The organism is Dyella terrae, from assembly GCF_022394535.1.
Classification (GTDB): Bacteria; Pseudomonadota; Gammaproteobacteria; order Xanthomonadales; family Rhodanobacteraceae; genus Dyella.
The window spans coordinates 2,051,486-2,065,438 of the sequence record NZ_CP089414.1; the positions used below are offsets into that span (position 1 = coordinate 2,051,486).

A 13,953-nucleotide genomic window follows, 5' to 3' on the forward strand; every position below is an offset into this window, starting at 1 on the left:
ACCATCGGGACGGCGATAGCGCCAAGGCTCGCTAAACACCATGCTGCTACACCTTCCCAATATTCTCGACCAGACACAGATCCGCACCATGCGGCAGGCGCTGGATGAAGCCATGTGGACGGATGGGCGAGAAACCGTGGGCCATCAGGGCGCCAAGGTGAAGCGCAACCAGCAATTACCCGACGCTTCGCCGCTACGCGAAGAACTGGGCCGCGTCGTGCTCAACGCGCTGTCGCGACAGCCGCTCTATCACGCTGCTACCTTGCCGCTGCGCACGCTGACGCCGCGCTTCAACCGCTATGAAGGCGGTGGCCAGTACGGCTTTCACGTGGATGGCGCGGTGATGTCCCTGCCCGGCGGCGAACAACTGCGCAGTGACATCTCCTGCACGCTGTTCCTTGCTGAGCCCGAGGAATACGACGGCGGTGAACTGATCATCAGTGACACCTACGGCGAGCACGAGGTGAAGCTGCCCGCTGGCGATGCCATCCTCTACCCTTCCAGCAGCCTGCATCGCGTGGCGCCGGTGACGCGTGGCGCACGCGTCGCCGCGTTCTTCTGGATACAAAGCTTGATCCGCGACGACGGCCAGCGGCGCCTGCTGTTCGAACTCGACACCTCGATCCAACGCCTCAGCGCCTCCGGCGCCGATAGTGACGCGGTGCTACAACTCACCGGCGTCTATCACAACCTGTTGCGGCAATGGGTGGAGAGCTGAGCCCCGTCGCCAGATGCTCAGCCCCCCCCAGCACGTGGCCACGGTGCCGGTAGTCCCCGTAATGCTGCGCGTGCCCGCCTGGTTCAACGACAACGTGCCACACATGGTGTCCCTTTTTGCCTGCGCGCCGCCGGTGTTGGGTGCCGCCTGAATGACGTACGTGGTGGCCGTCAAGTTGGCAGCAACCAATGTATAGGTGTAGTTCGCTCCCGTTTGCGACGTAGAGGCGCAATCGAGTGTGGGCGGAGAGTTGGCAACAGGTGGCGTAGACGTATCCTGGTCGTAGCGCAGGTAGGTGGTGTAGTACCGCTCCATGTAGTTGGCGTACTGCGACAGGCAACCTTCGGCCGCCGAGCGATTGGTCTTGGTAACGGAACTGAGGTACGAGGGATACGCAATCGCAGCCAGGATCGCGATGATCGCCACCACGATCATCAGCTCCATCAAGGTGAAGCCCGCCTGCAAACGGCCGTCGCTACGATTATGTGTATTCATGATGGCGTTGCTCATGGGTTCACCAGTTCCTTCCAGGACACGCGCTGCGGTATGCCTGAAGCGCCCGAGGTATTGAGGCTGGAGGTCGAGCCGTTATCGAAGCTCATCAGCATGTCGCCGCCCACGAAGATGGGGTTGTTGGGCAGCGAACTGAAGCCCACGCCAGCGACCGGCAGCGTCTTTCCATTCGGCAACGTCACCGAACCAGAAGTGCCGTTGACCATGAAGAAGTTGCCGCTCGGGTTGGTGCCGGTGAACGGGTCCACCGCCATGACCCAACCACTGCCCGACGAGTTGCAAATATCGGAACTGGCTGCCGCTGTCGGTATGCGCGTGGTACCCAGCAACAGGTTGCCCTGGAACTGGTTGGGCGTAACCATGCGTTCGCCCTGCGCGTTGTAGCCGGTCACATTGCCATTGGAGTCAAGGGTGGGCTGCTCCAGGTTCATGTACCAGCCGCGCTTGCCAGGCATATCGCTAGGTACGGGTAGCTGCGTCACCGTGCGCACGCCCAAGGTGGGCGGCGTGGCACTGGGATCTCCATCCACCTCATAGGTGATAGAGCGCTGCACCAGGCTGCCATCCAGCGTAGTCACCGGTAGGCTCGCCAAGGTCGACGAGTTGGCCCCCGTCTGCACAATCACGCCATACCAGTTTTGTACCTGAACGTTGGTGGTATCGCCACTACTCAAGTATTCGCCGGTGCCAAAGAACACCCATACGTTACCCGTCACCGGATCGCGACCCGCAAGCATACCTGCCGTGATGGGTTGTGCGTTGCCACTGGGATCGGTAGCGGTAAATACTTTGGTGCCCGCTGTCCCCAAATCGGCGGCATAGGTCGTCGTGGTTGTCGCGCTGGTCCCACTGCCGGTGGTGGCTGTGGTCGGCTTGTCCAAGGGGAACGTCCACACGCGCCCTGCCAGATCACCCGCGTAGGCCTCCATGCTGATGCCGTTGGCCGGGTTATCCATCCATGTCACTGGCGCCGCGAGACCATTGGCAGTGGTCGTATCCGTGGTGTGCACGTTGAGCGCGCCCGTAGCGACATTGAACTCCAGCAGCGCCGCCGTACCGGCGGAACTGTTGTAGCCATTACCGATCACCACCTGCCAGTCGGAGTTGGTGGTGCCATCCTGCACCTTGGCGATCACCGGCTTGCCCACCATCTGGCCGATATAGTTGCTGTTTGTCTGACCATCGCCCGCGGAACGCTCCCACAGCGGTGTAATGCTGCTGGGATTGGTGATATCCAACGCATACACCGCTTCGGCTAGGCCACGGCCGGTGGTGCCCACCAGCACGGTATGCCAGGCCGAGTTGAAGAACGCGTCCGCAATGGTCAGCTCACCGTCGTTGTAATACTGATGCGGCACCGTGGTGGTCGTCGTCGAGCCGTAGTTTGGATCCGATAGGTTTGCCAGACCCGCAGTGATCACCGCACCCGGCAAGTAAGCGTAGACCTCAGCACCGGTGCTGGCGTTGAACGCGTGCAGCATGCCGTCATTGGCCGATACAAACACCAACCCCGTGCGGGTGGAGGCTGCGCTGGGTGTTGAAACGCCAGTGGTGGTGTTGGTCGTACCTACCGCAAAAGCCTGAAAAGAGTTGTTGCCGGACGACGCGGTGTTGCTCATGCCGGTGAACACCTCGTTCTCGAACTCATTGGCGTTGGGCGCTCCGGAATACACCGGCTGCGAATCCACAATATCCCCTAATGGTGTAATGCGGGTACGAAATGCGCCGTTGTTTACCAGCTCCTGTGTGTTGTCGCCGCGAAGATAGCTAACCATCAGCGCCTGCGCAGCCGCCGAACTACCCAGCGCCGCCAACTCGGCACTGGACAGGGCCGGCGGCGTAGTCGTACTGCTATCAACGAACTTCACGAAGCTGCCAGTCGAGCCTGACGGCACGTAAGTCCAAATGTTTCGATTGGGATAGGTGTTGGTCTTGCCGCTAACTGTTGCACCACTTATCAACACCGACGATGCCGACCAGGTGGCCGTCGTGCTGATGGCACCCGTGCTCGAATTGATCGACAAGGCCAGCAAGTCACCGGTCCACTGCACTGTGTGGTACTGCGCCTGATAGGCCACCGTACCGTTGGTGAGCTGTGTGGAGTTGGCCGCCAGGCTGGCACCACTACCCACGCGGGCAGACGCGCGATTCAATGCATCGGTCAGGCCACTGGCGAAAGTGGAGGGACTGGTCGCGGAATAGAAACCACCGTGACCGTTCAAACCCGCATGTTCCAAGTCCGCGATGTTGTAGATCGAACCATCATTGGCTGCCGAAGGCGTTGGCCAACTGAAGTTGGAAATCGTCGTTCCACCGTTGGCCCAGTTGAAGATCTGTTGCTCCGTCGCGCTAGCGGGAGTGATACCAGTGGGCGTGAATCCCAGGCCCATGGTAAACGTGACCATGTGCTGCCAGAACGCCGGATCCGCCGAATTGGTCGGGACTTCGTTGGGGAAGTTCGTGTTGGCTTGCAGATCATTTTCCCAGTAGTAAAGGGCAACGTCGGCGAGGGATGGACCTTCGCCACTCGTGATACCACCGGAATAAGGTGAAGCCGGCGAACTGTTTGCCGTGGTTGGCCACGATTGCCCATTCGGGCCGGCAATGGTTGGCCATTTGGCGTTGCTCGCGCCAGTAATGGTCGACGAACTGTAGCTCTCGTTCCAGAAACCATCGGTAGTCAGGATGGTGTAGGCCTGGCGACATGCAATGTTCGAAGGTTGATTGGTGGTTCCATAGCCTGGATCGCTGGACATCGTCGTCCAGGGCTGAGAGGTCTGGTAGTACTGACCTACCTGAGACAGCGCCATACGCAACGGCGTACCACCACTCGGGCTCAATGCCGCCGCCCAGTTCCAGAAGCCATTCTTCTGGTCAGTGCTGGACGACCCATCGCCAAAAGGCTGCACCGAGGCGACTTTGTTCGTCACACTGCTTCTGCCGCTGCCGCAGTGATAGGTGTCCGTATATGTATAGGGCGCAGCGGTAGACGAGGCAGATGGCAGATGGCTGGCATCACCGTTGCAACCACCATCAATCGATCCGAATCCGACACGAAAGCCCTTGTTGACCGTGGAGAACGCCGTCATCAGGCCACTCTTGGCCATCTGGATACGCGTGCGGTAGTACGAGAACCAATTCGCCACGTTCTGCTGCGTAGCTGCGCTCTCGTCACACAAGGACGTGCTGACAGCGGTTGGGCTGGCCGTCGACAACAACGAGCAGGTACCGGTTGTACCGACGTAATATTCGGTACTGTTGGTCCCCGTGGTGTAGGTAAAGTAATTCTGGTAGACCTGGTTCTGATTCGTACAGGTGGTTCCGCTCAGCGAGTCGCCACTATTGCAGGAATAGGTGGTTGTCGAATTGGGCGATACGGTCGTGGGACTCTTGGTGGTACTACCGCTCTTACAAATATACGAGCCGCTACTGTATTTCAGCGAAAAGCCGCTCGGACATACGTAGCACGTAGGCGGACTATTGCCGTCCGTAGTAGATCCTTTCGGACAGGAGTAATTTGTTGTTCCAGTAGCCGCATAGGTGGTAGTGACGGTTACCAGAAACGTCGTGTAATACGGAAAAGTATTCGCGTATGCGTTGTTTCCGCCGACAAATTGCGTGATATCCGTAGTGTTCGTATTGGTAAAACCATCCGTGTAGGCACTGGTCAGGCCAGGCGAGGCCGGATAGGTATCTGGGCTGGCTACCGTGCTATCCGCCTTGGGCGGCGGGCTATAAGTGATGGTCGGGTTGTAATACGTGCCGTTGATCGACGAATTGCGTGCCTGATCGTTTGTTGGGCTACCGTTGCCAGAGGTTGATGTTAGGTAGCCCCAGTCAGGCATGTAATCCCACGCCATCGAACCGGAGTCATCGAGCATCAGCACAACGTCCGGTGGAATGGCCGGCTGCACGGTCAACGGTTGCTGATCCACTGTCACCGTGGGTGTCGCCGCCACGGCAGGCATGTAGATGGCACCCAGCATCCATACGACCAGCATGGTGCAGAGCAGCCTTATGACTGCAGAGCCCCGGCGGCGTGGTGCTTGCGGCTTCGTGTTCATCACGGTTTGTCCTGAATTCGATCGGTTTGTCACTCACCTGCAGTGGTGAGCGCGGCAATGGATCAGCCTTGCTTGACGACGGCCTGGATAGTCACCACAGCGCGGTCACCCACCACGGCGGGGTCACCGCTGCGCGCGGTAATGCGGTAAAACACCGCCGTACCGGAGCTACCCTGCACGCCGTAGTTACGCGAGTTGCCGGTCTGGCCGAAGCCAGTATTGGTGGTCTGATCCACCCAGTTGCCCATGTTCTCCACCACAAACTGTGGCTGGCCGTAAGCAGTGGAGCTGGCGGTGTAGTCACCCCCGACTGTGCCTTTGGCCACGGATTGGATATAGCCGCTCGTCGCAAGGGTTGGGTCATTGAACGGGTTGGGCAGACAGGTGACACCGCCGGCTTGGCAGTTGTGCCAGATGATCGTTGGCGTCGTGGCGATCAGCGCACTCGCAGCGCGTATCGCCGCCTCTGCACTCTGGAATGCCTGCTCACGATCGTACTGATTGGACGCCATCCTCTGCTGCATGATGGTGCCACGCACGGCGGCCAGCCCCACCAGGGTAATCAATATCAGTAGGATCATTGCCACTATCAGGGCGACACCCTGCTGTGCGCGGGCACCGGGCGAGGACCGGAAAATGCGGTATGAATGGGAAACGTTCGGCGCGCTCATGTCATAGCACCCGGTTGCGCATCGTGGCGGTGTAAGTGAACGGCCGCTGGAGGGCGGCGTTGTTGTTGATGTTGGCGCGTACGTACGTGCTATTCACGGTAAGCGTGACCTGAGCGGCATTGACTGCCGCCCAGTTGCCCCCCACGGAGGCAGCGCTAGTGAACGCTACACCCGATGGCTGCACGTACATGATCTTCATGTTGGAAACGTTGCGCACCATTTCCTGCGGTGTGGCCACCGAGACTCCAGCGGAGCTGTAAGTCACAGGCAACCGGAATAACGAGTACGTACCCGCCGCGTTTGTGCCGATGTACCAATCGACTGCCGTCATTATGTTGACGCGCGCATTGGGCAGGAAGGTGTACGCATTGCCCGTGCTGGTGCAGATGGTGGGGTATCCCAGACCCGACGAACAGTTGCCCGGCACTGGCGTAGTGGCGGTGGCGAACCCCACGGTGGTGCCGCTATACGAAGTAATCTGCATCAACGTGGCATGGTCGAAATCGCATACCATGATGATGTCGCCGGCAGCCAGCTGCGTGCTTGCCGCATTGATGTTGAAGCTCGTGGGGCTACCCGACGCGCTGCCTACCGATACATCCGAAGGGACCGTGCCAAGGGCGATCACCGAACTGCTATTTTTGAGCGGCGCTCCGGTGGTCCCGGCGGTGAAGGAAGACAACGCAGGGTCCGTGGTGGCATCGTCGTACCCCTGCAATGGCACCGCCCAGTTGGCGTACCAGAGCGAGGCATTGCTGTTCAGCACATTCGCGATGCGGCCCGTGGTGTTGTCGCAACCAGTGAAGCCTACATCGCGCAGATCGCGCGTCATCATCTCGAAAGCGGCGCGTGAGCTGTTCTCTACATCGCCCAGTGCTTCGTTGGCGCGATAGGTCTGCTGACCGGCGAGGAACACGCTGATGACGCCACCGATCACGACCAAGCCCAGCAGCATCGCCACCATCAGCTCAATCATCGTGAAGCCACGCACGCGACGCGCGTAACGTCGGTGCTGGCCGTAGTTCATGGGCTGCTCGCTCATAGCATGGCCTGCGTGACGACCGTCTGCGTGGTGCTGTTGCTCACACTCAAGCCAGAGCGGCTGTCGTCGAATTGGACAGTGACAGTGCAGTACGCCGTAGTTGTGCCGGCAGCCAACGAGCAGGCGATCGTGCCGGTAGTGCTGGCACTGACGCCCAAGGGCGCGAGGTCGACGGTGCACCACTGGTTGATCTGGGCGTTAGCCAGGCTCCCCGTTCCCGACGGGCAGGCGTTTGCCTTGATAGAGGTGACGTTATAGGACCCGCTCTTCGCATTGGTGAGATCGGCCCGCATCGCATCAAGGATGGAATAGCTCGCCACCGTGGCCATGCTGCGCTCCATCGCACTGTTGTTGATGGACAGCGAGCGTGCCTGCAGCGCGGCAATGCCAATAAAGCCGACGGACAATACCAACACCGCCACCAGCACTTCGATCAAGCCCGCACCAGACTGGCAGGACGCCATGGGGCGCAAACCCGCGCGCCGACCAAACCGGACAGATTGCATGTGCTGAGTCATGGGCAACTCGTCGCGTTGCTGGGGGTTGATGATGTGATGATGCTGCCGGTAATCATGTTGACCTGGATGTCGTTGGCGGTCTTGAGCGCCGTCGAGCAAAGCTCCACCACCACGCTACCCGTTGCACCGGTGCCGAACGGCGCGGCCGCACCCGGTGCATAGCCGAGACCGCTACCGTTGAAACGGATCGCCGCTACGGTGTTGCGTACCTTGACTGAAGGGATCGACAGCTCGGCCGGTGGTGCAAGCACGGTGGCGGTCGTGGCGCCGGTGAGCGCAACAACCGCGCCGGTGCTGGTGCTGCATGCCGTGCCCAATGTGTCACCCGTGCCGCTGGTGTTAGTGGTCGCCGTGTTGCTGCAGAACTGCACGGAGCCGTTGCGCTTGATCGCCTCCATCCGCGCGGTGTTCAGCGCGCCGACCATGGCGTTGGTCGCTGTCGTCAAGCGGTTGGTGTTGATCATGTTGCTGAAGCTTGGAACCGCGACGGCAATCAAAATGGCCGCCACGACCAGCGTGATCACCATTTCGACCAAGGTGAACCCTTGTTCACGGCGCACGGGCACATGCCGCCCGCGGGGCACACGCCATCGACTGGCGAAGCTGCCAACTAGCACCCGATTCACCGTTACCCCCTGACTAAAGAGCCGCCAGCGCTTCACCCGCCGACGCGACGAGACCACCTTGAGCTATGCCGGTCCTCTTGGGGCGAACTCTACCCAGCCGTTTCCGCCCCACCAGCCAGCAGCCGACTACTGGAGGGATTTACCCGACAAGCGGTCGGCGCCCGCCTCGCATAAGTGACGGCTATCACTGACATTGGGCCGGTTGCCCAGGGTTTCGCTAGGCATCCACAACCACAGAGCGGATAATTGGCGCCCCTTGTAACCTCCGGTCCCACTTACCGATGTTTGTTCCTGGTCAACGTTGGATATCCACCGCCGAGCCCGAGCTTGGCCTTGGCACCGTGCTTCGCGTCGAGGGACGCGGCGTGCAAGTGCTGTTCGCCAAGGCCGGCGTGCTGCGCCCCTACGCGATCGACTCGGCGCCGCTGGTGCGTGCGGAGTTCCGCCCCGGACAACGCGTGGCTGGCAAGGGCATCGCCTTTCTGGTCGAGCGGGTGGAAGTTCGCGAGGAGCTGCTGGTGTACCGCGGCGAAGGCCGTGAACTGGAGGAAGGCCAGCTCGACGACGAGCAGAGCGTGAGCCAGGCCGACGACCGCCTGATCGGCGGCCGCACCGACCCCGTTTCCCACTTTGAATTGCGTCTGGAAGGCCTGAAGCGCCGTGCCGAGGCGCGCCGGTCGCCCGCATGGGGCCTTGGCGCCGCGCGCATCGGTCTGGTGCCACACCAGCTGCGCGTGGCCGGCATCGCCGCCTCGCGCCGCCCTCCCCGCGTGCTGCTTGCGGACGAAGTGGGTCTGGGCAAGACCATCGAAGCGGGCATGATCATCGCCCGCCAACTCGCCACCGGCCGCGCTGGCCGGGTGCTACTGCTCCTGCCCGACACCTTGGTCTACCAGTGGTTTGTGGAGCTGCTGCGGCGCTTCAACCTCAGCTTTGCGATCTACGACGAGGAGCGCTGCGAGGCGCTGGAGCAGAGCGACGGCGCCAACCCGTTTGAAGACGAACAGTTGGTCATCGCCGACTTCACCTTTCTGGAGCAGTCACCCAAGCGTGCACAGCAGTTGCTCGACGCCCGCTGGGACCTGCTAGTGGTGGATGAAGCCCATCACCTCGCCTGGACGCCCGAGGCCGCCAGCCCGCGCTACACGCTGGTGGACCAGCTTGCCGCCGCCACGCCGGGCGTGATCCTGCTTACTGCCACACCGGAGCAACTGGGCCGCAGCGGCCACTTTGCACGCCTGCGCCTGCTGGATCCGCAGCGCTACCACGACCTGGATGTCTACCTGTCCGAGTCGGACACCTTCCATAACCTGTCCAAGATTGCCGACCGCCTGCTGGAAAGTCAGCCGCTCGACGACGCGCAACGGGCCACGCTGCGCGACGCCTTCGCTGGCGATGAGGCGCTGCTTGCTCGCCTCGCCGACACGGCCAAGCCGGAAAACGCCCGCGAAATCCTGGCCGCACTGATTGACCGCCACGGCACCGGACGCGCCATGTTCCGCAACCGACGCGCGAGCATCGGTGGCTTCCCTAAGCGCATTCCGGTGTGGCACCTGATCGACAAGGACACGCTGAGCGACAACGGCCGCCAGGCCTTGCTGGCGGAGTTCCACGCAGACATGCAGCAGCCGGCACCGGCCCTTGAAATCGACTACGGCAACGATCCGCGCATCGACACGCTGGTCGCCCTGCTCGAAGCCCATCCGCAGGACAAGTTCCTGCTGATCTGTCGCAGCCAAGCCAAGGTGCTCGCACTGGAGGAGGCCCTGCGCACCAAGAGTGGCGTGGGTCTGGCCCGCTTCCACGAGGGCTTGGGCATCGTGCAGCGCGACCGCAATGCGGCGTATTTCGCTCAGCCCGATGGCGCGCGTCTGCTGCTGTGCTCGGAGATTGGCTCGGAAGGTCGCAACTTCCAGTTCGCACACCGCTTGGTGTTGTGGGACTTGCCGCTCGACCCCGACTTGCTGGAACAGCGCATCGGCCGCCTCGATCGCATCGGCCAGAAACACGACATCAGCATCCACGTGCTGGCTATCGCGGACAGCGCGCAGCACGTACTGGCGCGGTGGTACGACGAGGGCATCGATGCATTCCGCGTCAGCCCGGCGGACGGCCGCGAATTGCTGCGCCGGTTCGGCGAGCCGCTGGCGCGCCTTGCCGACGAACACGCACGTGGCGATGACAACCGCGACCAGGAACTGGACGTACTGCTGGCCGAAACGCGTGGCGCCCATGAAGAAATGGCCGCACTGATCCGCGATGGCCGCGACCACCTACTGGAACTCGCCGCCAGCCGCGACTTGCATGCCGATGAACTGCAGCAGGCGTTTACTCGCGAAGACAATGACCCAAGCCGCGACGCCTTCATCCAGAGTCTGCTGGAGCGCTTCGGCATCCACGCCGAGGAGCTGGGTGGCAAGGTGCTGCTGCTCGATCCGCAATACCTGTCCACCGATGCCCTGCCCGGCTTCTCGGAGGGCCCGCAGGCCGTCACGTTCGCGCGTGACGTGGCACTGGCCCGCGAAGAGTTGCCGCTGCTGCGGCTGGATCACCCGATGGTGATGGGTGCACTGGATCTCACGTTGTCCAACGAACAGGGCAACGCGGCATTCCTCGTCGACGACGTGCTGCCGCCCCGCAGCGCCTTGCTGCAAGCCGTGTTCCTCATCGAATGCGTGGCCGACCGCAAGCTGGATGCCGAACGCTTCCTGCCGCCGCAGCCCATCGTGGTGACCATCGACACACGCCTGGCTGAGCGCGCGGATTTCCGTCCGAGTGACATTGGCTTGCGCAAGGCCGCGGATCGCACCATTGAAGTGGCGCGCTATCGCAAGTTCCTCGGCAAGCTGGTACCGCCGATGCTGGAGAAGGCCGAAGCCATCGCCAGCGAACGCGCCAAGGTGCACGTCGATGAGGCCGTGGCGCAGGCCACCGACACGCTCGATGCAGAGCTGTCCCGCCTGCTGGCGTTGCGCGCAGTGAACCCCGCGATCAGCGAAGCGGAGATCACCACTGTTGCCGACGAACGTACCGCCATGCTGAAGGCGCTGCCAGGGGCACGCTTGCGACTGGACGCCGTGCGCTTTGTGGTGAGTCCGGACTTTCTGGCCCTGCGATAAGGCAATAAGGGCCGCTAACGAAACGTAGCGGCCCTAAGCACAACGTTTTCCATGGAACAGGAAACAGTCATGCCGGACGCCGGAACGGAAACATTGCGCTGCGACTGCGGCGCCATCGTGATGACGATACAGGGCGACCCCGTCGCCCGCGCCATCTGCCACTGCCACGCCTGTCGCGATCTCTACGGCTCGACGCTATTGACCGCCACCGCGTGGCAGCCCGAACAGGTCACGCATGATGGCGATCCCGAAGCGCTACTCGACTATCCGCATCCGCTACGCGCCATGCATCGTTACAGCTGCCGCCACTGTGGCGAACTGGTCCATGGGCAGAACCGGCTAGGCATGATCGTCATACCCAACGCGCGCTTTGCCCGCCATCACGCAGGCCAGCTACCCGAGCGGCTGGCGCCGACCATGCATCTGTTCTACGCGTCGCGCGCATTCGATATCGTCGATGCGCTTCCGAAGTACCTGGAAGGCTGGGACGGCCCGCTTTACGCGTAACACCCAGCACGCGGCATACCCGACGGCTAGACCATGTCGCTCAGGGCGAAGTCCACAGCGGCCTTGGCGTGCAGCGCTGCGGTATCGAACAAGGGCAAAGGGCTGTCCTCCTGCCGCAGCAGCAAGCCGATTTCCGTGCAGCCTAGGATCACGCCCTGCGCGCCTTCGGTATGCGCCTTCGCCACGATGCCTTGATAGATCTCGCGCGACGCATCGTTGATCACGCCCGCACACAGCTCGTCGTAGATGATGCGATGCACCTGCCCCCGATCGTGCTCGTTGGGCAACAGGCAGTGCACGCCATGCTTTTCCTGCAAGCGCGACCGATAGAAATCTTCGTTCATGGTGAACGCGGTACCCAGCAGCAGTACGTTGCCCATGCCCTGCCGCCGAATGGCCTCGCCGGTCGGATCAGCGATGTGAATAAACGGCAGGCGGGTAGTGGCCGTTATCGCATCGGCGACCTTGTGCATGGTATTCGTCGCCAGAACGATGCACTCGGCACCGCCTGCTTCCAGCCTTTGCGCCGATGCGGCGAGCGCCTGGCCTGCGGCATCCCAGTCACCGTCGCGCTGCCAGCGGGCGATCTCACTGAAGTCCAGGCTATCGAGCAGCAGGCGCGCCGAATGCAGTGGCCCACAGCGATCCCTTACGGCGCGGTTGATCCACTGATAGTAGAGCGCGCTGGATTCCCAACTCATGCCGCCGATGACACCGATCGTGCGCATGCAAACTCCCTTGGCCGCGGACCGGCCTGACTTATGGGAGTCTACCTACTCGTCAGGCAGCTTCGGCGACCGTCTTCTCGACGCGCAGCATGCGATCACGCACGCCACAGAGGTAGTACGTGATGCTGAGCAGTGCGATCCACGCCGCACCGACATAGAGCGCCACGCGCGTATCGGGGTTCACACCCAGCATCACCACCACGAAGGCAAAGAACGCCAGACAGACGATGCCACTGAACGGCCACCAGCGCAGGCGGAAGCCGGAAGGCTCCTCACCCTTCAAGCGCATCTGACGGCGAAAGCTGTAGTGCGCCAGTAACACCATCGTCCACGTCCACACGGTGTTGAACGAGAGGATGGACATCATCATGCCGAACACCTTGGCCGGCACAAGGTAGTTCAGCAGCACGGCCAGCAACAGCACCGCCAGCGTGGCGAGAATGGCGCGCACCGGCACGCCCTGCCCGTTCACACCGCCCAACCCCGCGGGCGCCTGCCCCTTGCAGGCCAGGCTATAGAGCATGCGGCTACCGCTGAAGGTGGTGCTATTGAAACCCGACAGCGCCGCCGTGATCACCACGAAGTTGATCAAGCCCGCGGCCTGCGGAATGCCCAGCTTGGCGAACGTGGTGACGAACGGGCTGCCATGCTCGCCCAGGCCAGTCCACGGATAGATCGCCATGATCACGAAGAGCGCGCCGACGTAGAAGATCAGGATGCGCCACAGCACCGAGTTCACCGCGCGGGGGATGGTGCGCTCCGGCTGGGCGGCTTCGCCCGCCGCGATGCCCACGGTTTCCACGCCGCCGAACGAGAACACCACCACGGGCAGCGCCATCACCATGCCCAGCACGCCATGCGGAAACCATCCGCCATGCGACCACAGGTTCGACAGGCCCGTCGGCTGGCCGCCATTGCCCCAACCCAGGAAGATGATGGCCAAGCCACAGGCGATCATCGCAAGTACCGTGACCACCTTGATCAGGGTGAACCAGAATTCCATCTCGCCGTAGATCTTCACGGTGAGCAAGTTCAAGCCGCCGATCATCACCACGCTGGCGAGCACCCAAATCCAGCGCGGCCAGTCGGGGAACCAAGCCTGCATGTAGGCGCCCACGGCCGTGGCCTCGGCCATGCCCACACCCACCATCAGCAGCCAGTAGTTCCAGCCGGTGACGTAGCCGGCGAAGGACCCCAGGTAACGCTGCGCATACACGGCAAAGGAACCGGGCACCGGGTCGCGTACGGTCATCTCGCCCAGCGCGCGCATGATGATGAAGATCATCACGCCGCCAACCATGTAGGCGAACAATACGGACGGACCGGCCAGCTTGATCGCATCGGCGGAGCCCAGGAACAGGCCCGCGCCAATGGCCATGCCAAGCGCCATGAAGGTGATATGGCGCGGCGTCAGGCGGCGCTGGAGGTGCTGAGTCATGGGAACAGC

General features: G+C 62.1%; 11 protein-coding genes. 3 read left to right on the forward strand and 8 right to left on the reverse strand.

Annotated features, from left to right (window positions below):
* Nucleotides 1-40 precede the first annotated feature (40 nt).
* A complete protein-coding gene (locus DYST_RS08720) occupies nt 41-718 on the forward strand; it encodes a Fe2+-dependent dioxygenase (RefSeq protein ID WP_239951346.1) in 678 nt (225 codons plus the stop codon).
* Here the strand turns inward: DYST_RS08720 and DYST_RS08725 are convergent.
* From DYST_RS08725 to DYST_RS08750, 6 genes are all read right to left on the reverse strand, one after another.
* Nucleotides 665-1,228 (reverse strand): type IV pilin protein, encoded by a 564-nt coding sequence (locus DYST_RS08725; protein WP_275666947.1) that lies wholly within the window; start codon nt 1,226-1,228, stop codon nt 665-667. The genes DYST_RS08720 and DYST_RS08725 overlap by 54 nt on opposite strands.
* Nucleotides 1,225-5,232 (reverse strand): pilus assembly protein, encoded by a 4,008-nt coding sequence (locus DYST_RS08730; protein WP_239951347.1) that lies wholly within the window; start codon nt 5,230-5,232, stop codon nt 1,225-1,227. The genes DYST_RS08725 and DYST_RS08730 overlap by 4 nt, the downstream gene beginning before the upstream one ends.
* Nucleotides 5,233-5,357: 125 nt before the next feature.
* Nucleotides 5,358-5,966 (reverse strand): pilus assembly PilX family protein, encoded by a 609-nt coding sequence (locus DYST_RS08735; protein ID WP_275666948.1) that lies wholly within the window; start codon nt 5,964-5,966, stop codon nt 5,358-5,360.
* A gap of 1 nt (nt 5,967) precedes the next feature.
* Nucleotides 5,968-7,008 carry a PilW family protein gene (locus DYST_RS08740; protein ID WP_239951349.1) on the reverse strand — a complete coding sequence of 347 codons (1,041 nt, stop codon included), beginning with the start codon at nt 7,006-7,008 and terminating at the stop codon, nt 5,968-5,970.
* Complete coding sequence (pilV, locus tag DYST_RS08745) at nt 7,005-7,526, reverse strand: type IV pilus modification protein PilV (RefSeq protein WP_343214864.1); 522 nt, start codon at nt 7,524-7,526, stop codon at nt 7,005-7,007. Before pilV ends, DYST_RS08740 begins: the two co-directional genes overlap by 4 nt.
* A complete protein-coding gene (locus tag DYST_RS08750) occupies nt 7,523-8,086 on the reverse strand; it encodes a GspH/FimT family pseudopilin (RefSeq protein WP_239951350.1) in 564 nt (187 codons plus the stop codon). Before DYST_RS08750 ends, pilV begins: the two co-directional genes overlap by 4 nt.
* A 347-nt stretch (nt 8,087-8,433) precedes the next feature.
* Here DYST_RS08750 and rapA point away from each other — a divergent pair, with 347 nt between their 5' ends.
* Together rapA and DYST_RS08760 are read left to right on the forward strand one after the other, a co-directional pair.
* Nucleotides 8,434-11,271 carry an RNA polymerase-associated protein RapA gene (rapA, locus tag DYST_RS08755; RefSeq protein ID WP_239951351.1) on the forward strand — a complete coding sequence of 946 codons (2,838 nt, stop codon included), beginning with the start codon at nt 8,434-8,436 and terminating at the stop codon, nt 11,269-11,271.
* A 69-nt stretch (nt 11,272-11,340) separates the two neighbouring features.
* The gene (locus DYST_RS08760) at nt 11,341-11,778 is read left to right on the forward strand and encodes a GFA family protein (RefSeq protein WP_239951352.1); all 438 of its coding nucleotides are present in this window, start codon (nt 11,341-11,343) and stop codon (nt 11,776-11,778) included.
* A 26-nt stretch (nt 11,779-11,804) separates the two neighbouring features.
* Here the strand turns inward: DYST_RS08760 and DYST_RS08765 are convergent, their stop codons facing one another.
* Both DYST_RS08765 and DYST_RS08770 read right to left on the reverse strand, forming a co-directional pair.
* Nucleotides 11,805-12,506: an aspartate/glutamate racemase family protein gene (locus DYST_RS08765; RefSeq protein ID WP_239951354.1), complete on the reverse strand. Its 702-nt coding sequence runs from the start codon at nt 12,504-12,506 to the stop codon at nt 11,805-11,807.
* Nucleotides 12,507-12,558: 52 nt separating this feature from the next.
* On the reverse strand, nt 12,559-13,944 hold the full coding sequence (locus DYST_RS08770) for an amino acid permease (protein ID WP_239951356.1): 1,386 nt from the start codon (nt 13,942-13,944) through the stop codon (nt 12,559-12,561).
* Nucleotides 13,945-13,953 lie beyond the last annotated feature (9 nt).